Annotated in this window: 19 protein-coding genes; 12 read left to right on the forward strand and 7 right to left on the reverse strand. The window is 71.3% G+C overall.

Annotation, left to right across the window (positions count from 1 at the left end):
* Positions 1 to 38 precede the first annotated feature (38 nt).
* A complete protein-coding gene (locus tag K8612_RS12980) occupies positions 39 to 554 on the forward strand; it encodes a hypothetical protein (RefSeq protein ID WP_223762489.1) in 516 nt (171 codons plus the stop codon).
* A gap of 311 nt (positions 555 to 865) precedes the next feature.
* Positions 866 to 1,819: a hypothetical protein gene (locus K8612_RS12985; protein ID WP_223762490.1), complete on the forward strand. Its 954-nt coding sequence runs from the start codon at positions 866 to 868 to the stop codon at positions 1,817 to 1,819.
* 17 nt (positions 1,820 to 1,836) lie between these two features.
* Here the strand turns inward: K8612_RS12985 and K8612_RS12990 are convergent, their stop codons facing one another.
* Positions 1,837 to 2,367, reverse strand: coding sequence for an FHA domain-containing protein (locus tag K8612_RS12990; protein ID WP_223737986.1), 531 nt, complete (start codon positions 2,365 to 2,367; stop codon positions 1,837 to 1,839).
* 183 nt (positions 2,368 to 2,550) lie between these two features.
* Between K8612_RS12990 and greA the strand changes: the two genes are divergently transcribed.
* The 5 genes from greA (at position 2,551) to thrC (ending at position 8,817) form a co-directional block, all read left to right on the forward strand.
* On the forward strand, positions 2,551 to 3,063 hold the full coding sequence (gene greA, locus K8612_RS12995) for a transcription elongation factor GreA (RefSeq protein ID WP_223737987.1): 513 nt from the start codon (positions 2,551 to 2,553) through the stop codon (positions 3,061 to 3,063).
* Positions 3,064 to 3,175: 112 nt separating this feature from the next.
* Positions 3,176 to 6,094, forward strand: a complete 2,919-nt coding sequence (gene recG / locus K8612_RS13000; protein ID WP_223762491.1) for an ATP-dependent DNA helicase RecG — start codon at positions 3,176 to 3,178, stop codon at positions 6,092 to 6,094.
* 91 nt (positions 6,095 to 6,185) lie between these two features.
* Positions 6,186 to 6,821, forward strand: a complete 636-nt coding sequence (locus K8612_RS13005; protein WP_223762492.1) for a protein-L-isoaspartate(D-aspartate) O-methyltransferase — start codon at positions 6,186 to 6,188, stop codon at positions 6,819 to 6,821.
* Positions 6,822 to 6,922: 101 nt separating this feature from the next.
* Complete coding sequence (locus K8612_RS13010; protein WP_223737990.1) at positions 6,923 to 7,489, forward strand: hypothetical protein; 567 nt, start codon at positions 6,923 to 6,925, stop codon at positions 7,487 to 7,489.
* Positions 7,486 to 8,817, forward strand: a complete 1,332-nt coding sequence (gene thrC, locus K8612_RS13015; RefSeq protein WP_223762493.1) for a threonine synthase — start codon at positions 7,486 to 7,488, stop codon at positions 8,815 to 8,817. Before K8612_RS13010 ends, thrC begins: the two co-directional genes overlap by 4 nt.
* Before the next feature lie 3 nt (positions 8,818 to 8,820).
* On the opposite strand, the gene K8612_RS13020 is transcribed toward thrC, so the two are convergent.
* Complete coding sequence (locus K8612_RS13020) at positions 8,821 to 10,191, reverse strand: MFS transporter (RefSeq protein WP_223762494.1); 1,371 nt, start codon at positions 10,189 to 10,191, stop codon at positions 8,821 to 8,823.
* A gap of 78 nt (positions 10,192 to 10,269) precedes the next feature.
* Positions 10,270 to 11,397, reverse strand: coding sequence for a 3,4-dihydroxy-2-butanone-4-phosphate synthase (gene ribB / locus K8612_RS13025; protein WP_223762495.1), 1,128 nt, complete (start codon positions 11,395 to 11,397; stop codon positions 10,270 to 10,272).
* A 214-nt stretch (positions 11,398 to 11,611) separates the two neighbouring features.
* Here ribB and K8612_RS13030 point away from each other — a divergent pair, with 214 nt between their 5' ends.
* Together K8612_RS13030 and tmk are read left to right on the forward strand one after the other, a co-directional pair.
* The gene (locus K8612_RS13030) at positions 11,612 to 11,950 is read left to right on the forward strand and encodes a hypothetical protein (protein WP_223737994.1); all 339 of its coding nucleotides are present in this window, start codon (positions 11,612 to 11,614) and stop codon (positions 11,948 to 11,950) included.
* Positions 11,947 to 12,603, forward strand: a complete 657-nt coding sequence (gene tmk / locus K8612_RS13035; protein ID WP_223737995.1) for a dTMP kinase — start codon at positions 11,947 to 11,949, stop codon at positions 12,601 to 12,603. The genes K8612_RS13030 and tmk overlap by 4 nt, the downstream gene beginning before the upstream one ends.
* Before the next feature lie 33 nt (positions 12,604 to 12,636).
* Here the strand turns inward: tmk and K8612_RS13040 are convergent, their stop codons facing one another.
* On the reverse strand, positions 12,637 to 13,644 hold the full coding sequence (locus K8612_RS13040; protein WP_223762496.1) for an inosamine-phosphate amidinotransferase 1: 1,008 nt from the start codon (positions 13,642 to 13,644) through the stop codon (positions 12,637 to 12,639).
* Between the two features lie 132 nt (positions 13,645 to 13,776).
* Positions 13,777 to 14,793, reverse strand: coding sequence for a GNAT family N-acetyltransferase (locus tag K8612_RS13045; protein ID WP_223762497.1), 1,017 nt, complete (start codon positions 14,791 to 14,793; stop codon positions 13,777 to 13,779).
* Positions 14,794 to 14,877: 84 nt separating this feature from the next.
* Here K8612_RS13045 and K8612_RS13050 point away from each other — a divergent pair, with 84 nt between their 5' ends.
* Positions 14,878 to 16,863, forward strand: coding sequence for a RiPP maturation radical SAM C-methyltransferase (locus K8612_RS13050; RefSeq protein ID WP_223762498.1), 1,986 nt, complete (start codon positions 14,878 to 14,880; stop codon positions 16,861 to 16,863).
* Positions 16,864 to 16,887: 24 nt separating this feature from the next.
* On the opposite strand, the gene K8612_RS13055 is transcribed toward K8612_RS13050, so the two are convergent.
* Complete coding sequence (locus tag K8612_RS13055) at positions 16,888 to 17,769, reverse strand: hypothetical protein (protein ID WP_223762499.1); 882 nt, start codon at positions 17,767 to 17,769, stop codon at positions 16,888 to 16,890.
* 131 nt (positions 17,770 to 17,900) lie between these two features.
* Here K8612_RS13055 and K8612_RS13060 point away from each other — a divergent pair, with 131 nt between their 5' ends.
* Together K8612_RS13060 and K8612_RS13065 are read left to right on the forward strand one after the other, a co-directional pair.
* Positions 17,901 to 18,857, forward strand: coding sequence for an aspartyl/asparaginyl beta-hydroxylase domain-containing protein (locus K8612_RS13060; RefSeq protein WP_223762500.1), 957 nt, complete (start codon positions 17,901 to 17,903; stop codon positions 18,855 to 18,857).
* Positions 18,854 to 20,377: a hypothetical protein gene (locus K8612_RS13065; protein WP_223762501.1), complete on the forward strand. Its 1,524-nt coding sequence runs from the start codon at positions 18,854 to 18,856 to the stop codon at positions 20,375 to 20,377. Before K8612_RS13060 ends, K8612_RS13065 begins: the two co-directional genes overlap by 4 nt.
* Here the strand turns inward: K8612_RS13065 and K8612_RS13070 are convergent.
* Positions 20,344 to 22,890 (reverse strand): amino acid adenylation domain-containing protein (locus K8612_RS13070; RefSeq protein WP_223762502.1); only part of this gene is annotated, 2,547 nt, incomplete at its 5' end. The genes K8612_RS13065 and K8612_RS13070 overlap by 34 nt on opposite strands.

Here is a 22,890-nt window from a genome sequence, read left to right on the forward strand (position 1 = left end):
TATCCGCGCGACCGCGCGTAGATGAACCGGGAGGAATCATGATCACGCGTTGGAAGTCCGCAGTGGGAAGGATGGCCGTGGGGTTCGCCGCGCTGTCGGCCGCGCAGGCCGGTGCCCAGCAGGTGAAGACCCAGAACCCCCCGGTGAAGGTCTCTCCGGCGGCGAGGCCCATCTCGAGCCCGGCGACGGCGAAGGCCACCGGGTCCGTGGACGTGGCGGTGGACGAGGGCGCCAAGGGCACCCGCCTGTACCGGTACGACCGGGGCAGCGGGAAGCTCACGCTGGTGAAGCAGCTCACCCAGAAGGAGGCGGCCCGCAGCACCTCCGGCTTCAAGGCGCTGTCCGCCGTGGAGGCCGGTGGCGGCACGTCCCTGGTGGATCCGGACCGCGGCGGCGCCGTCGCCCCCGAAGGCAAGCCCCCCAAGGGCGGCCCTCCGGGCGGACATGATCCGGACCCGCTCACCCAGACGGACCTGGCCAACATCCACCGCGAGCTGGGCAACCTGAAGCTGAACAAGTCCCAGGTGAAGATCGCCACGCAGGCCCAGCGGTAATCCCAGCTTCTCAGCGGACGAAACGGACGGCCGTGGCGCCGGGGTGGGGGCACGTCGCCTCACCCCGGAGGGCCACGGCCTTCACGTTCCTGGATGGATGCCGGCCCACGCGTTCAACCCCAGACGCCTGGAGTGTCCGCCCTGACCTCGCTCCCGTGTTTCCCGCACCTCTCGCGCCTTGCCACACGTACAACGTGCTCACACTTTTCGTGCGTGAGGGGGCGCAGCTCGCCCGTTTGTCTTTGACGCCCTCCCTGTCCAAACGTTCGTGGGGCCGGCCGGAGCGCCCGCGACAGCAGGAGGTTGCACACATGGGGAACGTGGAGAACGGGCGTCGTCGTGGCGCGGGAGTGCTCTCCCGGTGGGCGTGGGGGTTGGCGGTGGCCGTCGTGGGCGCGGGCTGTGACCCGGGGGCCCGGGAGCATGCGCCAGCGGATCCGCCAGGCACGCAGGAGCAGGCGGCCCTCAGCTACAACAGCCTTTCGTACAACGGGCTGTCGTTCAACGGCTTGTCGTTCAACGGCCTGTCCTTCAACGGGCTGTCGTTCAATGGCTTGTCATCCGCCGACTTCGCCGCGTGGTACGCGGCGGAGCCGGAGCTCGCGGACGAGGTCATGCGCTACGTCGTGCGCTGCGCCGTGCCTCAAGGGCAGACGCGCACGTTCAAGGACCCGCAGACGAACACGGTGCATACGTGGACGGGGCTGTTGGGCCTGGCGCCGGGCTGGGCGGGGGGCGCGCCCGCGACGGAGGCCGAACAGCAGATCGTCTCCGCGTGCCTCGCGGCGCACAGCAATCCCTTTGGCGTGAGCGTGCCCATCTCCGTGCTGGGGCGGAACGGGCAGGGGGCGGCCATCCCCGCCTCGGACGGGGAGCTGGCCGCCTTCGGCCGGCCGGAGTCGTGCTTCTTCGGCAACGTCTTCAAGGGGCAGGGGCTCTACGCGGGCAGCCAGAACCCGCCCCTGGACGCGACCCAGAGCACCACGCGCGCGTGCGCGGTGGTGGATGGCTCCGGGATGCCCCGCATGACGTGCGCGCCGCTCGTCTACGTGGGGAGCTGCTCGTCCGTGTGCACGCAGACGGGCGCGGCGGGCCCGTCCTTCGCGAGCTGCACGGTGGGCGGGGTGAGCTTCCAGCCGCTCACCACGCGCGTGCGCGCCGCGGACCTGGCGGTGTGCGGCGACGGCGTCTGCCAGGTGACGGAGTCCTGCGGCGCGTCCAACACCTACGACGCGTGCGCGGCGGACTGCGGCGCCTGTCCGTGAGGTGAGGGCGGCGGCCTTCAGCCGGAGTGGGAGCCCAGGCCGGAGGCCGCGCCCGCGCGCAGCCGCTCATGCAGCGCGTCCGTGAGCAGGTACCAGAACTGGACGTTGCCGAAGCTGAGGATGTCGCCGCCCCGCAGCGGCACCTCGCGCTGCCCGATGGTGCTGGCGTTGACGAAGGTGCCGTTGGTGGAGCCCAGGTCGCGCACGGTGCAGCGGCCCGCCGCGCGGCTCCACTTGAGCTCCGCGTGCTGCTTGGACACGGACGCGTCGTCCAGCACCAGCTCGCAGTCCAGCCTCCGGCCAATGCGCAGCACCTCCGAGTCCTTGAGGGTGGGCAGGGTGGCGACGAGCAGGTCGTCGAACTCGAAGAGCAGGGCGAGCATGCCCTGTTCGACGTCGCCGGGGTCCGCCATGCGGGTGGGCGCGAGCGCGGCGGCGGACAGCTCCGACGGCGGACGCTGCACCAGCGCGAAGGGACCCAGTTGATGCTGGAAGGCGCCCACGGGCAGGGCGGAGGCGAGCGAGCGCAATTCCTGGACGGACAGCACGGGGGGCAGCCTAACGGGTCGGCCGTCGGGCGCCCAGCCACTACCGGACGTTGAACGTACGGCTTTCGTTGACCGGCCAGTCACTCGTTCCCTACATTGAGCGTTTCGAGTCGCGGGCCGGGTTCCAGGAGGGAACGCCGGACCTCCGATGCGCAGCCAGGTGACGGAAGGAGCGGTGGTTCGATGAGCGGGAGCGACAACATCCCGATGACCCCCCACGGTTTGCAGAAGCTCAAGGACGAGCTGAAGCAGCTCCAGACCGTGGAGCGGGGCAAGATTTCGCGTGAGATCGAGGTCGCCCGTGCGCACGGCGACCTGCGCGAGAACGCGGAGTACCACGCGGCCAAGGAGAAGCAGTCGCACATCGAGGGGCGCATCCTGACCCTCGGGGATTGGATCGCTCGCGCGGAGGTCATCGACCCGGCGAAGCTGGGCGGCGACAAGGTCGTCTTCGGCGCCACCGTGGAGCTGGTGGACACGGAGAACGACAAGTCCATCAGCTACCGGCTGGTGGGTGAGACGGAGGCCGACCTGAAGAAACGGTGGATCGCCGTGACCTCGCCGGTGGCGCGCGCGCTCATCGGCAAGAAGGTGGGCGACATCGCCACGGTGCAGAGCCCCGGCGGCGTGCGCGAGCTGGAGGTCGTCTCCATCAGCTTCGAGGATCCGCAGGAAGAGCCCGCCAGCGCGAGCTGAAGCCCGGCTGGCTGGATGTCCCTCGGGGGGGCGGGCACAAGGCTCGCTCCCCCGGTTTCGTTTTCCCCGCGGCGTCAGGAGCGCTTCGTAGGATGGAGGCTGGAAATCCCGCGTGAACCACCCGCTCGCCAGCCTCGTTGGACCTCTCAAGTACGCGTGTCAGCGTGACTTCGCCCAGCTCGGGACCGTGCGGGATTTGCGCACGTTGATGGAGCGCACCCTGGCGTCGGCCGGGGGCGTGGACGCGCGGGCCCTGGAGGACTTGAGGGCGGCGCTGCCGCACGTGGATCCGCCCGCGCCGCCGGAGCACCGCAAGGCCGCGCTGCGTCAGGTGCTGGGGGCGCTGAAGCTCAGCGGCGTGGCGCTGCCGGAGGAGCTGGAGCGGGTGGTCGTCACGGGGGAGATCAACGCCGTGGCGGCGGGCTTCCCCCGGGCGCCGGAGCGCGCGCACGTGCTGGAAGGGGAGCTCGTCCCCGCGCCGCCGCGCCGCCGGTTGACGCCGCCGCCGGGGACGGTGGAGGCGCGTGGCAACACCGTGCCGCCGTGGCGTTCGCAGGACCCCGTGCCGCCAGTGGGCGGTGGGGCCGCGTCCGCGCCGGTGGCCCGCACCCCGGCGCCCCCGGGCCCCGCGAAGGGCGAGCCGGTGCCCTACGGCGCGCGCATGGCCGCCTCCCGGGGGACCTCTCCTGGCCCCGCGCAAGGTGAAGCCCCGCCTTACGGTGCGCGCATGGCCGCGGCCCGGAACGCGGCCGTCCCCGCCGGTGCGCCGGCCCGTGCCCCGGGCGCGAAGCCCCAGGCGAGCACCGACCCTCGCAAGGGCGCGCCGCCTCCGGATCGCGCTCCCACGGAGAAGGCCCGGAAGAAGAAGGCCAAGGCCGTGGGCGCGGAGGCGTCCCGCTCCGAGGCGAAGCTCCTGTCCATCGCGCCGCGCACCGGCCCGCTGTCCGCGCCGCTCAAGACGCTGGGCAAGCGCCTGGGGCCGCGGCTCGTCGCCGTGCTCGACAAGAAGGGCCTGCGCCGCACCGGTGACATCCTGTTCCTGTTGCCACGCTGTTACGAGGACCGCCGCAAGCTGCGCACCATCGCGGAGCTCATCCCCGGCGAGCGCGGCGTGACGGTGGGCACCGTGAAGGCGGCCGACTTCGTCCCGGGGCGCGGCGGCAAGCGCATGTTCCGAGCCGTCGTGGGGGACCGCTCCGGCAGCATCGCCGCCACCTATTTCAACGCCGGGCCGTGGCTCAAGAGCCGCTTCTCCGTGGGCAAGCAGTTGGTGCTCTCCGGCGAGGTGCGCGCCTCCATGAACGGCCGGGAGATGGCCCACCCGGAGCTGGAGCCCGCCGAGGACCTGGAGAACACGACCAGCGTCCACTTCCACCGCATCGTCCCCGTCTACCCGGGCTTCGAGCGCGGCGAGCAGCGCTCCTTCCGCGAGCTGGCCTCGCGCATCAGCGAACAGCACGCGCACCACCTGGAGGAGCCGCTGCCCGCGGACCTGCGCCGCCGCTACCACCTGATGGGGCTGCCGGACGCGCTGCGCTTCATCCACTTCCCGCCCGACGACGCGGACCTGGAGGCGCTGGACGCGCACCAGAGCCCCGCGCACCGCCGGCTCGCGTTCGACGAGCTGTTCTTCCTCCAGTTGGGCATGGCCCTCAAGCGCCAGGGCATCAAGGCGGAGGAGGGCATCGCCTTCAACGTCACCCCGGAGCGGCTGGACACGGCGCGCGGCGCGCTGCCCTTCCAGCTCACCGGGGCGCAGGCGCGCGTGGTGGGGGACATCGCCCGGGACATGGCGCGCCCGGAGCCCATGAACCGGCTGGTGCAGGGCGACGTGGGCAGCGGCAAGACGGCCGTGGCGCTGGTGGCTGGCCTGGTGGCGCTCCAGGACGGCTACCAGGTGGCGGTGATGGCCCCCACCGAAATCCTGGCCGAGCAGCACGAGCGCACCTTCCGCCGCATCCTGGAGCCGCTGGGCTACCGCGTGGGGCTCATCAGCGCGGCGGGCACCGCGAAGCACAAGCGCGAGGTGCGCGAGGCCGTGGCGAAGGGCGACATCCACCTCGCCGTGGGCACGCACTCGCTGCTGGAGGGCGGCGTGTCCTTCCAGAAGCTGGGGCTGGTGGTCATCGACGAGCAGCACCGCTTCGGCGTGCTCCAGCGCCACACGCTCATGAGCAAGGGGCTCACGCCGGACGTGCTGGTGATGACCGCCACGCCCATCCCGCGCACGCTCGCGATGACGCTCTACGGCGACCTGGACGTGTCCATCATCGACCAGCTCCCGCCGGGCCGCACGCCCATCACCACGCGCGTCTTCAACAACGAGCAGCGCGCGCGCGTCTACGAAGCGGTGGGCGCGGAGCTGGCCAAGGGCCACCAGGCCTACGTCGTCTATCCGCTGGTGGAGGAGTCGGAGAAGCTGGACCTGGAGGACGCCACCCAGGGCGCGACGAAGCTCCAGACGGTGTTCCCCCACGCCAGCGTGGGCCTGCTGCACGGGCGCATGAAGCCGGAGGAGAAGGACGCCGTGATGGAGGCCTTCCGCGACAAGCGCATCCAACTGCTCGTCTGCACCACGGTGGTGGAGGTGGGCGTGGACGTGCCTAACGCGTCCGTCATGGTGGTGGAGTCCGCGGAGCGCTTCGGCCTGTCGCAGTTGCACCAGTTGCGCGGGCGCGTGGGCCGTGGCGCCGCGGCCAGCTTCTGCTTCCTGGTCGCGGGCGCCGCGCGCTCCTGGGAGTCCACCGAGCGGCTGGGCGTGATGGAGCGCAGCAGCGACGGCTTCGTCATCGCGGAGAAGGACCTGGAGATCCGCGGCCCCGGCGAGTTCCTGGGCACGCGGCAGAGCGGCCTCCCGGAGCTGGCCGTGGCGAACCTCGTGCGCGACGGCGACCTCCTGTCGCTCGCCCAGGTGGAGGCACGGCGCATCATGGACGCGGACCCCCAGCTCCAGAAGCCGGACCACCAGGGGCTGGTGAAGGCGCTGGAGGAGCGCTGGGAGGGCCGGCTCGCGCTTGCCCGGGTGGGGTAGGCCCGAGGAGGCCCGCGCCCGAGCCCCGGATTGTCCCCGACTGTCGCCGTGCTTACGTTCCCCGCCGGAGGACCGGAGGGGGACAGCCACGATGGGAGACTGGGGCCGAGCGGAGTATCTGGCGCGGCAGGGCATCCGGGATCGGCGGGTGCTCGCGGCGATCGCCAACCTGAGCCGTGCGGACTTCGTGCCCGAGGGGATGCGGGACGCGGCCCATCAGGACGTGCCGCTGCCCATCGGCCACGGGCAGACCATCAGCCAACCCTACGTGGTGGCCCTGATGACGGAGGCCCTGCGGCTGCGCGGGGGGGAGCGCGTGCTGGAGATCGGCACGGGCTCCGGCTACCAGACCGCGGTGCTGGCGCAACTGGCCCGTGAGGTCTTCACGGTGGAGATCATCCCGGAGCTGGCCCGGCCCGCCCGGCGGCTCCTCCACCGGCTGGGCTTCACCCACGTGTTCTACCGAGAGGGTAACGGCTCCCAGGGCTGGGCCCGGGCCGCGCCCTTCGACGCCATCATCGCCACCGCCGCGCCGGAGGACGTCCCCCGGGAGCTCCTGCGCCAGCTTCGGCCCGGGGGGCGGATGGTCATCCCCGTGGGCTCCGTGAACGACAACCAGGAGCTGCTGCGCATCCGCCGTGGACAGCCGGGGATGCTGCCCCGGGTGGAGCGCCTGCTGCCGGTGCGCTTCGTGCCCATGACGGGCCTGGGCTCCGCTGCGGTTTGAGCGGCACCCGGCGGGTCCGACAGGCCGCGCGCCTGCACGCCCACTCCCCGCGTCCCGAGGTCGCGTTGCCGAGCGGAGAGGGGACCGGTAACGTCCCGCCCATGATCATCTGCCCGGTCTGCGACCACGTGCAGTCGGAAGGCGAAGAGTGCGAAGGCTGCGGCAAGCGCTTCCCCGGCCTCATGAACATCCCCGAGCCTGTCGTGGCCCCGCTGCCGGAGCTGGAGCTGACGCACCACGCGGGGGGCCGCGTGCCGGTGGACGCGCCCGTGCTGCCGGAGCTGGACCTGACGCGGCTGCGCTCGGGGCCGGACCTGCCGGCCATGTCCGTGCCGGACCTGGAGTTGACCCGCTCGGGCGCCACGGGCGACGTGCCCGTCGCCCAGATGACGGACCTGGACACGGGCCGCGCGCAGGACGACGGCGTGCGCACCGCCGCCCCGGTGGGCGCGGTGACGTGCCGCTACTGCCGCCATGTGCAGGCGGAGGGGCTCCTGTGTGACGGCTGCGGCATGCGGCTGCCCCGGGTCCGGGTGGCGGCGCCCGCGGCGGCGAAGCGCGCAGGCGCGGACGACGGCGAGCGCGTGCCCTGTCCCTCCTGCCACGTGCCGGCCTGGCCGGGCCGCGCGTGCGTGGCGTGCGGCACGAAGGTGGAGGTGGAGGCATGACGGCCGCGGCGCTGAAGGCGGGCTACGCGTGCAGCGAGGGCTGCGGCTTCACCGCCTCGCTGTGGGACGTCGTCTACCGCTGCCCGCGCTGTGAAGGCCTGCTGGAGGTGGCCCACGACGAAGCCGCCCTGCGCGCCGTCCCCGCGGCGGAGTGGAAGCGCCGCTTCGAGTCCCGCTTCGGGACGTCCCGGCTGCCGGACGGCTCCGGCGTCTGGGGCAAGCGCGAGTGGGCGCTGCCCGAGCTGCCGGTGGAGGACATCGTCTCGCTGGGCGAGGGGCGGGTGCCGCTCAAGCCGCTGCCTCGCATGGCGGCGGAGCTGGGGCTGGGCTCGCTGATGTTGAAGGAGTGCGGCGTCTCTCCCACGGGCAGCTTCAAGGACTGGGGGATGACGGTCCTGGTGTCCGCGGTGAAGCACCTGCGCTCGCGCGGCACGCCCATCCGCGCGGTGGCGTGCGCGTCCACGGGCGACACGTCCGCGGCGCTGTCCGCCTACGCCGCCGCGGCGGGCATCCCGGCGGTGGTGTTCCTGCCGAAGGACAAGGTGTCGCTCGCGCAGTTGGTGCAGCCCATCGCCAACGGGGCGCGCGTGCTGTCGCTGGACACGGACTTCGACGGCTGCATGAAGCTGGTGCAGGCGGTGACGGCGGACACGGGGCTGTACCTGGCGAACTCGATGAACTCGCTGCGCATCGAGGGCCAGAAGATGATCGCCATCGAGCTGTGCCAGGACCTGGGCTGGGAGCCGCCGGACTGGATCGTCATCCCGGGTGGCAACCTGGGCAACGCGAGCGCCCTGGGCCGGGGCCTGGACCTGCTCTTCAACCTGGGGCTGATCACCCGCCGGCCGCGCATCGCCGTGGCGCAGGCGCAGCGGGCCAACCCCCTGGCGCGAGCGTTCCGGGGCGGCTTCCAGGAGCTGGTGCCCATGCATGCGGGGGCGACGCTCGCGTCCGCCATCCAGATTGGCAACCCGGTGTCCTTCCGCCGCGCGGTGCGGATGCTGCGCGCGTTCGACGGCGTGGTGGAGGAGGCGACGGAGTCGGAGCTGGCGAACGCGGCGGCCCGGGCGGACCGCGAGGGCACCTTCGCCTGTCCGCAGACGGGCGTCGCGCTGGCGGCGGTGGAGAAGCTGGTCGCTTCCGGCGTGATGGCCCGGGGCTCCAGCGTCGCGGTGGTGGCCACCGCGCATGGGTTGAAGTTCGCGGACTTCAAGGTCGGCTATCACCGCCAGACGCTGAAGGACGTGACGGCCGCGCACGCGAACCCGCCGCTGGAGCTGCCCGCGGACCTGTCCGCCGTGCGCGAGGCCCTGAAGGACCTGGGCTGAGCGTCAGCCCGTGAGCCCGGGATGGGGCTCCAGCGGCGCGTCGGGCAGGGCCTGCTCGACGCGGCGGACGCTGGGAAGGAGCGCGCAGGCGGCCGCCAGCAGCACCGTGGCGGTGCCCAGCAGCAGGAAGAGCAACGCGATGCCCCGGCCGGGACCCGCGCCGCCCACCCACGGGCCCAGCGCGGAGGCCCACGGCCCTCCCACGGCCATCCGCGGCTCGAAGACGTGATCCGCCAGCGGTCCGGAGAGCAGGTAGGCGACGGGGATGGACGCGCCGGACAGCGCGGAGTGCACGGCGAAGACGCGGCCCTGGAGCGCCATGGGGACCTTGCGCTGCCACAGGGTCTGGTCGCAGCTCATGATGACGGGGACGGTGAGGAGGACGCCGAACGCGCCCGCGCCCACCACCCACGGGGACGCGTGGGTCGCGCCCAGGCCCATGAACAGCCCCTGGAGCCACACGAAGCCGAGCACGCTCCAGACGCGCTGGCGCGAACCGCCCCAGGCGAGCAGCAGCAGGCTGCCGGCGAGCATGCCCACGCCACCCGCGGTCATCACCGCGCCCAGCGTGCGCACGTCCGCGAACGACAGGACCAGCGGGGTGACGAGCACCTGGAGGATGCCCAGGTTGAAGCCCATCAGCGTGAGGAGGACCTGGAGGCCGAGCAGGCCCGGCCGCTCGCGGATGTAACGCCAGCCCACCCCCGCGTCCTGGAGCGCGCGGCCTCCCAGGGACACCTGGGCGGGGGCCGTTTCGTTTGAAGGCGTGGCGGGCATTCGCACCGCCTGGAGCACCGCCAGCGAGATGAACGCCGTGGCGAGGTCGATGCTCAGCAGGCCCGTGACGCCGATGACGGGCAGCAGGACGCCGGACAGGAGGGGCGCGGCGATGCGGGCCATGGCCACGCCCAACTGCATCAGGCCGTTGGCGCGCGGGAGCTGCTCCGGGGCCACCATCACCGTCGTGGCCTTGGGGAACGCGGGCAGTTGGATGCTGTTGAACGCCGCGCCTCCCGCGACGAGCAGGAGGATGGCGCCCACGCTCAAGCGGTCCAGGGCGATGAGCAGCGCGATGAGCGCCGTGCAGACGGCGCCGCCCGCATGGCCCAGCATCATCACCTTGCGCAGGTCCTTCCGGTCCACCACGCCGCCCAGCAGCGGCGCCACCAGCACGCCCGGCGCGAAGCTGGCCAGGGCGATGAGCGCGTAGAGCGACGTGGATTGCGTGTGCTCGTACATCCACACGCCCAGCCCGAAGCCGTTCAGGTGCGAGCCCATGGCCGACACCGTCTGGCCCGACCACAGCAGCACGAACCGGGAGAAGGGCCGCGGCCCGAGGTCGTCGTCGATGCCGTGGCCCGGTGGGGTGCGCATGCCCTGGTCTCGCTGGAATGGGGTGAACCCTCCCATTCCGGTCTGACACCGGGCGCCCGGTGGACCTCCCGGGTCCCGCTACTCCACGTCGAGCGGCAGGCGCGACTCGATGGTGAGCCCGAAGCCGGAGAGGCCCCGGTAGGTCATGTCCGTGTTGGACATCACGCGCATGGCGCTCACGCCCAGGTCGGTGAGGATCTGGCAGCCCATGCCCACGTCGCGCGACTCGTTGGCCGCGCGGCTGACGGACGCGTTGCTGCCGTCGCCCGCGCGCTTGTGGTGGATGCCGAAGTCGTTGCCGTGCATGCCGGGCAGGTAGACGATGACGCCCGTGCCCTCGCGCGCCACGGTCTCCATCGCGCGGTCCAACAGCAGGTTGCACTTGCAGTCCGGTGACCCGAACACGTCACCCATGGCGCAGGCGCCGTGCAGGCGGACCAGCGGGGCGGGCTGGGCCTTGGACGGGTCGCCCTTCACCAGGACGAGCGACTTCGCGCCGTCGGGCGTCCACGTGTAGGTGAAGGCGGTGAACTCACCGTGGCGGGTGCGCACGACGCCCTGGCCGGGCTCGCGGCGCACCAGGCGGTCCTTGCGGCTGCGGTACTCGATGAGGTCCGCGATGGTGATGAGCTTGAGGTCGTGCTCGCGCGCGAACTGCTTCAGGTCCGGCATGCGCTGCATGGTGCCGTCGTCCTTCACCAGCTCGCAGAGGATGCCGGACGGCTGCAGGCCGGCGAGCCGCGCCAGGTCCACGGCCGCCTCGGTGTGGCCCGCGCGGCGCAGCACGCCGCCCTCGCGGTAGCGCAGCGGGAAGATGTGGCCGGGGCGCAGGAAGTCGTCCGCGGTGGTGTTCGGGTCCGCGAGCGCGCGGATGGTCTTCGTGCGGTCGCTGGCGGAGACGCCGGTGGTGGTGCCGTGGCGGAAGTCCACGGAGACGGTGAAGGCGGTGCGGTGGGATTCGGTGTTCTCCGCCACCATCTGGGGCAGGCGCAGGGCGTCCAGCCGCTCGGCGAGCATGGGCTGGCAGATGATGCCGCTGGTGTGGCGGACCATGAAGGCCAGCATCTCGGGGGTGGCGAGCTCGGCGGCCATGATGAGGTCGCCTTCGTTCTCGCGGTCCTCGTCGTCGGCGACGATGACGCACTTGCCGGCCTGGATGTCGCGGATGGCCTCCTCGATGGTGTTCAACTCGGAGTCTCGGCTCATGTCGGGGGAACTCATCCTGCTGACGACGTGGAGAGGCATGGTGCGCGGCATGTAACGCGAGGGGGGTGGGGTGGCAAGCCATGCCCGGGAAGCGAGCGTGCGTCCGTTCAATGGCTGGGATGAGCCCAGCCTGTGACTGCGCGTCCGTGTAGGTGGGACCTGTCTTGCCTCCGACTCGACGGGCTGGGGCACGTGATGTAGGGTGCCCGGCTCCGTGAGCGCAGACATCCAGGACAAGCGGGCCCGGTTCGACCAGTTGCAGGAGAGCCTGTCGACCCGGCAGAGCACCACCCACTTCACCCACGCGGGTGTGTCCCTCATCGCCTTCATGTTGATTTCAGGGGCGGCGGGGAAGCTGTTCTACGACTCGCTGCGCACGCCGCTGCTGGCCTGGGGCGCCACGCTCCTGGCGCTGGGGCTCCTGGTGTACGCCTTCCTCAGCTACCGCAAGGGCCGCGCGGTGCTGACGGAGGAGCTGAAGCAGTACGAGGCGCTGCTCGCGCTGCGCCGCGAGCTGCACCTGGACAACCCCGCCGCGCTCCTCCCCCGGTGAGGGCCGCGAGGAAGGCCGCCCTGGCGGGGCGGTTCATCGTGCTGGAGGGCCTGGACGGCGCGGGCACCACCACGCAGACGGAGCGGCTGGCGTCCGCGCTGAGGGCGGACGGGCACGCGGTGGTGACGACGCGCGAGCCGTCCGACGGTCCGGTGGGGACCATGCTGCGCCAGGCGCTCACGGGCCGCCTGGGCCTGCCGCATGGCCGCGGGCCGCTGGCGCCGGAGACGCTGGCGCTGCTGTTCGCGGCGGACCGGACGGACCACCTGCACGCGAAGGTGTTGCCGGCGCTGGAGGAGGGCAAGGTGGTGCTGTGCGACCGCTACGTGCTGTCCTCGCTGGCGTACCAGGGCGCGAGCCTGCCCATGGCGTGGGTGGACACGGTGAACGCGCACGCGGTGTCGCCGGACCTGACGCTGTTCGTGGGCGTGGACCCGAAGGTCGCGGCGAAGCGCCGGGCCGTGCGCGGAGGCCCCGCGGAGCTGTTCGAAGCGGACGAGGCCCAGCGGCGGATCGCGAAGCAGTACCTCAAGGCCATCACGCTGCGAGCGAAGCGCGAGCGCATCGTGCACGTCGACGGGGAGCTGTCCGTGGAGGCCGTGACGGACGCGTGCCTCGAGGAAGTGCGGCGGTTGCTCGCGCGCAAGCGCTGAGGCGGCCCTGGTGCCGCGCGCCAGCGCGGGGCCTCAGAAGTAGGACTGGAGGACGCCACGCCGCCGCACGTCCGCCGTGGCGCAGTGGAACGAGCCGCCGAACGAGTTGAAGTTCCGGAAGTCGCAGAGCAGGGGCTTGAACCCCCACTTCTTGAAGCAGGCGATCATCGGCTCGTCGCTGCGCTCCACGATGACGCGCTCCTCGTCGAGCATGAGGACGTTCATGTTGATCCACTTGCTCGTCATGTAGAGCGTGTGGTCGGACGGGATGCTGGGGCGGGGGGCCTTGAACACGTCCCAGCCCTTGAAGAGGTCCGGCACCTTCGGGACCCGCTCCGGGTTGATGAGCAGCTTGCCCGGCGCCAGCGGGACGAGCGTCGCGTCGATGTGCATGGGATGCGGGTCATCGAACTCGAAGACGTGGATGCGGTACTCGGGGCCCAGGTGGCGGCGCAGCCACTCGATGCCGAACGCGTTCGTGACGTTGCTCTGCTGCGCGAAGATGTCCCGGCCACAGCGGATGAAGTCCGCGGCGTCGAAGGTGGGCTCGAACTCCGTGATGACGTAGCGGGTGGGGCCTCCCTCCGGGCCCTCCGTCCAATCGTAGTCATACAGCTCGTCGCGCAGCTCCGGCTTGGGGCCCGAGCTCCAGCGCGCGCCGCCGCGGAAGTATTCCTTCAGGAGCGGGCGGTAGGCGGACGTCTCCGCGTAGCGCGAGCGCCAGGCCATGGGGGATTCAATGATTTCATTGCCCACCACCAGGAGCACGTCCCGGGGCATGGCGGCGTACAGCCCGGTGCTCGTCCAACCCGGCGCCCCGAAAGGCTTGCGTTGGTCGATGGGCTCCGGGCGGCGCACCTTCACGCCCTCGGCCTCCAGCAGATGGACCAACTGCTCCAGCTCCTGCTTCGCCGCGGCGATCCGCTCGGGCGGAAAGGGCTTGCCGGCCTGCTTCTGGAAGAACTCGAGCTGGTCGCTGGGAAGGGTTGCCTTCAACGCGATGTGGGAGGGTGGGACGTGCGCGCCGTCCACGACCCCCACGATGACCTCCTCGAGCGGATCCCATTCATTGAAGGAATTGACCGGGCAGGGGTTCACTGGCGCGGAAGCAGTCATGATGGGCGGCACCTGAGGAAGAAGCGAACCTCACTTTATCCATCGGTTTCTCGCTTGTCATGTCTGACATGTCTGCCCCTGGGATGGGCTCGGGAGGCCCAGGTCCTTTTCATAGACATCGATGAGGCGCACGGGGTGCATCCCCACGCGCTCGTAGAGCTGGAGCGCTCCGCTCCTGCCGTCCGAGTCGACGCCCAGCAGCACCTTGTGGCGCCCCCTGCGATGAAGCTCGCCAAAGGCACGCAGGAGCAGGGATTGGGCCAGCCCCCGCCGTCGCCAGCGGGGATGTACGCCCAACACTCGCACCCACCCCTCGCTTTCAGAGAACTCCCGGGCCCGGGCGAAGCCGACGAGCTCTCCTTCCGCCTCGGCGACGAACCAGAGGGTCGGATCGAAGCGCTCCGAGCGCAGCTCCGCCGACCACTGTTCGTAGGGCTCGGGCGTGTGTCGCCAGTGGTCGGCGAACGAAAGCTCGTGCAGCGCGTGCAGGGCCGCCGCCTCCCGGTCCGGCCGGAAGACGCGCAGCACCACGCCCGGTGGCGGTTCCCGCGTCGGTGGTGGGGCCTTCCATTCCACCCGCATCCGAAAGAACCGCCGGACGAAGACATAGCCCCGGGACTCCAGCAGCCGGGCCTCCTGCTCGTTCCTGCCATTGAAGATGTGCGCCAGCAGCACCGGCTCGCCGGGGGGCGAGCGGGGGAGCAGCTCCCGGGCATGCTGCCCGATGCGATCCACCAGCCATGCCTCCACGCCCTGGTGCCGGTGCGCGGGGTGGACCGTGCTCGTGCACTCGAACCAATGCGGCTTGCGGGGGTTCAGCTTGGCGTAGCCGACGAGGGTTCCCGCGGGATTGAAGACGAGCCACGCGTCGCGCGTGGGATCCAGCTCGCTCCACTCCTCCACCATGTCGTCGCGCGAGTAGTCCACCTCCCCGAACTGGTCGAGGTGATCCTCGGCCACGAGCGCGTGGGCGCGGTCGAGGTCGTCCGCCGTGGCCGTACGCGCCGTCCACCCCTCCGGCAGCGGGCTGCCGCCCGGGGATGCGCGCTGGACCAGAGGGGGGACGGGGCTCACGGGGACTCCTTGGAATGCGGCTGGTAAGTCTAATCAAACATGGATAGCGTTGATAGTAAGCCTAGCGAAGCTAGTGAGGAATCCATGAGAGTCGCCCTGATTGCCCTGCCATGGTCCGCCTACCAGCGTCCGTCCGCCGCGCTCGGTGCGCTGGCGGCGTATGTCCGGCAGCACGAGCCGGGGTTTGAAGTGGCGACCTGCTCCGCGTTCCTGGACATGGCGGTGACGCTCGGCACGTCGCTCTATGACGGCATCTCGCTGGATGCCTATGAGCTGGGGGAGCTGCTCTACACACCCCAGATGTATCCGGAGCGCCGGGAGGCGGTCCGCGAATACTTCGTGCAGTCACTGACGGCGCGCGCGGGGGCGTGGCGGCGGGACAACGTGGATCGCTTCCCGGTGGCCCTCTTCGGTGAGCACCCCACCTACGAGCACATCTTCGACCGGATCCTCGCGACGTTGGATGGGCACCTGGACACGCTCGCGGCCTCGCTCGCGGGCCGCTACGACGTGGTGGCGCTGACGACGTCGTTCGGGCAGTTGTTCGCGAACCTGTCCCTGGCCCGCAGGCTGAAGGCGCTCGCGCCGGAGGTGCGCGTGGTGTTGGGAGGCTCGACGGTGTCCGCGCAGGTCGGGCCCTCGCTGCTCAAGGAGTACCCCTTCCTGGACTACGTCATCCAGGGCGAGGGGGAGCAGCCCTTCCTCGCGCTGCTGCGCAAGCTGGAGTACGGCACGGGGGACCTGTTCGGCATGAAGGGCCTCCTGACGCCCAGGTCGGCGGAGCACGTCGCGTCCGGCGCGGCGCTCTGGGAGGTGGGCAACATGGACGAGCTGCCATACCCCGACTACGACGAGTACGCGTCGAAGGCGGAGCAGCACGGGGTGATGTGGCTGCTGTCCATCGAGGGCTCTCGCGGGTGCTGGTGGGATCGCACCAAGCGCAGCGGGAACCCGAAGAACACCTGCTACTTCTGCAACCTCAACGTGCAGTGGAACGGCTACCGCGAGAAGAGCAACCGCCGGCTCGTGGAGGAGATCGACTCGCTCAGCGAGCGCTACGGCAACACCGGCATCTTCTTCCTGGACAACATCATCCGGGTGAAGGGGCTGACGGAGCTGGCCGAGGGCATCCGCGCGACCGAGCGCGACTACGCCCTGTTCTACGAGATGCGCGCCAACGCCCACCCGTATGAGATCATGCGGCTGTGGGAGGCCGGCGTGAAGTTCGTGCAGTTCGGCATCGAGGGCCTGTCCACGTCGTACCTGCGCCGGGTGGGCAAGGGCACCACCGTCATCCAGAACCTGCAGGCGATGAAGGTCTGCCACGAGCTGGACATCCGCAACTACGCCAACCTCATCACCCACTTCCCGGGCACGGAGGAGGCGGAGGTGGCGGAGACGGTGCAGAACCTCCTGTCCTACGCCATCTGCTACGAGCCGCTGGACCTGAGCCCCTACCGGCTGGGGCGCGGGTCCACGCTCGACGCGCTCCGGGCCCAGTTCCCCGTGGAGAACATCCGCAACGCGGATTGCTACAAGGTGGGGCTGCCCGCGGAGGTCTACGAGCGCATCGCGCTGTTCGACCTGTCGTTCGACCTGCGCACGGGGACGTCCGACTGGAGCGCCGTCGTCGAGGCGTGCGAGGTGTGGATGCGGGCGTATGAGATGGCCCGGGGCTCGCAGTACCGCCACGTGATGACGTACCTGGACGGGGGCACGTTCCTGCGCGTCTACGACGGGCGCGCGGGCATGCCCCGGACCCTGCTGCTTCGCGGGGTGGAGCGGGACCTGTACCTGTACTGCACGGAGATCCGCCAGCGCCAGGAGATCGACGAGGCGTTCGTGGAGACGGGGCGCGCCTCCAGGGCCCAGGTGGAGCAGGTGCTGGCGCACTGGCTGGAGGAGCGCATCCTGTTCCGGGAAGGCGAGCGCTACCTCTCCGTGGCGCCGGCGTTCACCCCGCAGATGGCGGCCAGGCGCATGCACACGCTGCACGCGGAGGACCAGGCGCGCCGGGAGCGGCGCCAGGCGAAGCGGGCCCCGGAGGACGTCGCGGTGGCGGCGTCCTGAGCGGGGCTCCCGCCTCGGGCGCGGTCAGCCGCGCAGCTTGTTGAGCAGCGCGAAGAGCCGGGTCACGTCGTCCTCGGACGTCAGGGTCCCGGCGATCTCCGCCAGCGCCGCGTGCTGGGCGGGGGAGAGCCTGCCCAGCAGGGCGAACTCCTCCGGGGAGAAGCGGCAGAAGGCCTGCCCGTCGGCGAAGCTGGGGCGGTGGTCCCAGAGGTTGGCCAGCAGGTTCACCCGGGGCCGCTCCGGGGAGACCTGCTCGGTGGCGGCGATGCAGTGGGGGAGCGTCCCCCGGAAGACGGCGCACCGGTTGGGTTTGAAGGGCACCGTCACCCACTGGTCCGACAGCTTGAACAGCGCGTCGAAGTCGTGGAAGCGCATGCAGTTGTCCAGGAGCGTCTGGGACAGGGGCTCCTCCAGGTTGAACACCGTGCCGCCGCCCACGAGCCCGCTCTGGGGACCCAGGTACAGGACGGTGCCCCACAGAGGCAGGTGCACCTTGCCTGTCTTCTCCGCCAACGGGACGTCATGGTCCACGTGGAAGGCCGCGCGCGTCACCGGGGCGCCCAGGTTGTGGAACCACAGCTCGAAGCCCGCCACCTGGTCGCGCCGGACCTCCGGGATGAGGTCCAACAGCCGGACGAAGTATTGGAAGGTGAGGGTGGAAATCTCCCGGGGGAGATAGGCCGCCAGCGCCTCCACCTGACGCGCGTCACCCTGCTGGTAGGCAATGACCCGCTCCATGTCCACCCAGAAGAACCCCGAGGGCAGCGGAGGCAGCGGCCGCAGCGCTTCGTAGGCCGCGTGGATCAACGCCTCATCAAAGACGTTGTTGAAGACCTGGAGGGCCTGCGGGTGGGTGCGCCGCTGCTGCGTCAGGGCTGAATAGTCAAACTGGCGTTCGGTGCTCATGCTGTGGTCGCTCCGTGCATGGCTTGGTGCGGGCGCACGGTACACGATTCGCCTGGCCCTCCACAGCCCGGGCGCGACCTCTGGTAGCGTGGCGGTGTCACTCTTCCAGGGGCCGTTGCAAGGAGACATGAATGGGAAGCGGTCCGGTCGCTGTGCGCTTGAACAAGACCTATGACGTGGAGCGGCTGCGCAGGGATCTGGCGGCGAGCGAGCGCTTCCAATGGGTGCCGGAGACGGATGGCGGCGTGGCGGAGCACCAGGACTGGGATGTGCTTCCGCTGGTCTCCCGGGGCGGGCGTCTGGATGACGGCAGCGCGGGCACCAACAGCCTGGCGCCCTTCCGCTCCACGGAGCTGCTGGACCACGTGCCGTACTTCCGGGAGGTGCTGGAGGGCTTCAAGGCCTCGCTGCGCTCGGTCCGCATCTCCGCGATCCGTCCGGGAGGCATCATCCGGGAGCACTCGGACACGGATGTCTTTGACGTCCGGAGCGGCGATCTCATCCGTCTGCACATCCCCATCGTCACCAACGACGACGTGGTGTTTCGCATTGGCGGGGAGCGGTGTGTCTGGAAGCCGGGCGAGCTCTGGTATGGGGACTTCAGCCAACTGCATTCGGTGGAGAACCGCGGTGACACCACGCGGGTGCACCTGCTGGTGGGCGCCGAGGTGAACGACGAGATCCTCTCGCTGTTCCCGCCGGAGTTCCTGGCCGCCCATGACATCCAGGTCCGGCGCCGCACGGCGGCGAGCGAAGCGCTCCGGTCCCGGCTGGAGTTCGACGGCAGGCTGGAGGCGGGGCCCGCGCAGTTGGAGCAACTGCTGGAGGGCCTGCCGGACTCCATCCAGGCCGACCTGCGCAAGACCTTCACCAGCCTGTTGTGCTTCCGGTTCGTCGACGAGCGGCTGGCGGTGCTCATCGACGGCGAGCCGATGTTCTTCCTGGAGCCGGAGAGCGACAGTCGCTGGCGGGTCATGGACATGATGGCCCACGTGGACTTCGCGCCCGCCGCGAGCCCCTCCGCGGTCGCCCGGCTGGACTTCGCGAAGGCCGAACAGCCGTTCTCCTTCGTCATCTCCCGCGCGTGAGTGCGATTCGCCCGGCGCGCGCGCTGGCCCTGCTGGCGTTCGCCCTGCTGGCGCCGACCGCGCCGTTCCTCTTCTTCGCCGTCGCGCGCCTGGCGTTCCACGTCCCCATCGAGCCGAACGAGGGCTGGAACGCGCTGCATACCGTCCGGCTGGTGGGCGGTGGCCCGCTGTATCTGCCCTTCGAGTCCCTGCCGCTGGCGCCGGTCAACTATCCGCCGTTGTCGTTCCTGGTGATGAAGGCGCTGAGCCCCCTGTCCCCGGACCTGCTCGTGCTCGGGCGGGTCGTGGCGGCGCTGGCGTTCCTGGGCGTGGGGGGACTCATCGCCGCGACGGTGGCCGCGCTCGCGCCGGGGCGCCGCTGGCCGGCCCTGCTGGGGGCCCTGGTCTGGGTGTCCGTGGGAGGCCACGCGGCCTACCGCTACCTGGGGATGTACGAGCCCCAGATGCTGGGACACGTCTTCTCCACGGGGGCGCTGTACTTGTTCGTGCGGTGGAGGGAGCGGCTGCGGCCCGGGCACATCGCCGTGCTCGCGCTGCTGTGTTGCATGGGCCTGCTCGTCAAGCACCTGCTGGTGGCGACACCCCTCGCGCTCGCGCTGGTGCTGCTGCGCCTGGACCGGCGGCTGTTCCTCCACCTCGCAGCCTGGGGCGTGGCGTGGATGGGCGCGCTGGGGGCGGTGGGCGGCGCGCTGGCGGGCGGGGACATGCTGTCGAACATCCTCGCGGTGGAGCACGCGCGCGGGAAGTCGCTCGCGGATGGGGCGGCCTTCACGTGGGAGGTGCTCCTGGCGCCCGGCGCGGGGCTGCTCCTGCTGCCGGTGGTGGCCCTCTGGCGTGAGCGGCGGCGCGAGTGGGACGTCGTGTTCGCCTATGTCATCGCGTCCTTGCTGGAGGGCGGGCTCGCCGTCGTGGGGGATGGCGTGGACGTCAACGCCTGGTTCGACTTCTTCATCGGCGCCAGCGTGGCCGCGGGCCTCCTGGGGGCGGTGCTCCTCCAGGGGCAGCCCCTGCCCTGGCGCCGCCGCGCCGCCTGGGCGTGCCTGGTGGTCACGCTCGTTCCGGTGGGCATGGACTACCGCACCCGGTTCGGGGAGTCGGCCGCCACCGTCCAGGCGCTCCCCGTGACGGAAGCGACGTTCGCGCGCTACGCGGGTTTGCTGCGGGAGGCGCGCGGGCCGGTGCTCTACGAGGACCGGCTGATGGGGTTCCTGTCGGGCAAGCCGTACCTGTTCGACCGCTTCACGGGCGCGGCGCTGGTGCGCTCGGGCGCGGTGCCGGAGCGGGTCCTCGCGGATCCGCTCCGCGCCGGGACGTTCGACTGGCTCGTGTTCGAGCGCGACATCCGGCCCCGGCTCGCGGAGCTGCGCGGCCGGGGCTACGACTGGTCCCGCGTCACGGGCGCGCCCGGACTGGCGTGGACGGACAACGTGCTGCTGAGCATCGACGAGGCCTACGAGTACGTGCCCACGGAGGGCCCGTACCATGTCTACCGTCCGCGCCGCTCCGCCGCGGTGAGGTGAGGGGCCGCGGCTTCCGCTGTGCTCAGCGCTTCGTCGAGCACCCGGGCGACGGACTCCACGTTCGGGGCCGTCAGGACGGTGTCGTGACTGCCCGGCACCACCGTGGTGTGGAGGGCGCCCTGGATGAGGGGCCTCCACACGTCCGCGAAGGGGGACAGGCCCGCGGGTCGCTCCCGGGCTTCGATGAGCACCATCGAGCCGGCCAGCGGCTGGGGGCGGTACTGGTTGTGGGCCCGCGCGTTGCGCAGGAAGAGCTGGAGCATGTGCTGGACGCGCTCGCGTGAGCGCTCCGCCGGGAGGTCCGCGGACTGCTGCACGTGCATGAGGAGTCCGGAGACGCCCTGCGTGACGAGCAGCTCCCGGGCTTGCGCCTCGGGCATCCCGGAGTCCAGGGCGAGCTGGAGCGCGGCTTCGGCGGCCTGCTCCTCCTCGGTGACGTCGCGATCCGCGTCGCTCGCCGGCAGCGCGTCGATGGCGACGAGCGTGGCCACCTCCTGCCCCGCGCGCGTGAGCTGCCGCGCCATCTCGAAGGCGATGACGCCTCCCACGGACCAGCCGGCGAGCTGGTAGGGCCCCGTGGGTTGGACCTCGCGGAGCTGCTCGATGTAGCGCTCCGCCAGCGCCTCCAGGGTGGCGGGCTCCACGGGACCGCCCTCCGCGCCAGGGGCCTGGAGCCCATAGAGGGTGCGGGGGCTGCGCAGGCGGCGGACCAGCTCGTGGTAGCAGAGCAGGTGTCCGCCCACGGGATGGATGAGGAAGACCGGGGGCCCGTCATCGCCCTGGCGCAGGAGCACGCGGGGCGAGGACGCGCGCCCCGGTGTCCGTTCGCGCACCTGCCGCGCGAGGGCTTCCAGCGTGGGGGCGTGGAAGAGGGTGTCCAGCGGAAGCGCGACCCCGAGCCGCCGCTCGATGCGGCCCATCAGGCGCAGCGCGAGCAGGGAGTGTCCGCCCACCGCGAAGAAGTCATCGCGCAGGTCCGGTTCGCCCGTGGAGAGCACCTCCCTCCAGAGGTCCGCGAGCACCTGTTCGGTGGCGTCGCGTGGCGCCTGTCGCTCCGGGGTCTCGCCCGGGGCTCCTGCTTCGGGGAGCGGCAGGGCGGCGCGGTCGACCTTGCCGTTGGCGGTCAGCGGAAGCCGCTCCAGCACCTGGATCCGGAAGGGCAGCATGTACGCGGGGAGCCGCTCCGCCAGGTGCGCTCGCAGCGAGGCCTCCACGGACGCCTCCGTGACGGTGGGGCCGTCTTCCCGGAGCGTGACCCAGGCCACCAGCCGGGTGTCGTGGGCGGAGTAGGCCCGTGGCGCCACCACGCTGTCCCGGACGTGCGGGTGCGCGAGGAGCTGGGCTTCGATCTCCCCCAGCTCGATGCGGAAGCCGCGCAGCTTCACCTGGTGATCGTTCCGGCCCACGTAGGTGAGCCCTGTCTCGGACCGCCAGCGGACGAGATCTCCCGTGCGGTAGAGGCGGGCTCCGGGCTCGCTGGAGAAGGGATCCGGGAGGAAGCGCTCGGCCGTGAGGTCCGGACGGCCCAGGTAGCCCCGGGCCACGCCCTCGCCGCCAATGAACAGCTCTCCCGTGACGCCCACCGGCACCGGGTGCAGGCGCGTGTCCAGCACGTGGACGCGCACGTTGCGCACCGGCCGGCCGATGGGGAGCTCCGCGCCGTCCGGCACGGAGGCCTCCGCCAGCTCGGCGAGCGTCGCGACGACGGTGGCTTCCGTGGGGCCGTAGGTGTTCACCAGCCTCGGGTGGGAGCCCACCTGACGCCGCCACTGGGCCAGGTGCTCGGGGGACGCCTTCTCCCCGCCGATGATGATCAGGCGCACGCTGTCCGGCAGGACGGTGGCGCCATTGCCCAGGTCCGCGGTCAGTTCGTGCCAGAAGGCGGTGGGCAGGTTGAGCACGGTGATGGCGTGCTCGCGGCAGGCATCGAGGAAGGCCCGCGTGGATTCGAGCATCGCTTCGGTTCGCGGCACGAGCGTCGCGCCACGGCAGAGCGTGGGGAAGATCTCCTCGGCGCTCGCGTCGAAGCTGACGGATGCGAACTGGAGCGCGCGGTCTTCGGGGCGCAGTCCGTACTGCTCGATGGCCGCCAGGGTGTAGTTCACCAGCGCGCGGTGCGGGACCACCACGCCCTTGGGGTGGGACGTCGAACCCGAGGTGTAGATGACGTAGGCCGCATCCAGTGCCGTCGCGCCGGACTCCGGAGGTGTCTCCGCGTCCTGGCCGGTGCCGGTGGCCTCCTCCACGCCAAGCCATGCGAGCCGCAGGTCGGAGAGGCCGTCCCGGAGGTGCTCCTGGCCCACGACGACCTGGACCGCCGCGTCCCGCAGCATGAAGGCGCGGCGCTGCGCGGGAAGGGTCGGATCCAGAGGGAGGTAGGCGGCGCCGGCCTTGAGGATGGCGAGCATGCCGGCGAAGAGGAGGGGTGAGCGCTCGACGCAGAGGGCGACGACGTGGCCGGGCCGGACGCCGAGGTGGCGCAGGCGGTGGGCGAGCTGATTGGAGAGGGCGTC

Source organism: Corallococcus sp. AS-1-6 (genome assembly GCF_020037015.1).
Classification (GTDB): Bacteria; Myxococcota; Myxococcia; order Myxococcales; family Myxococcaceae; genus Corallococcus.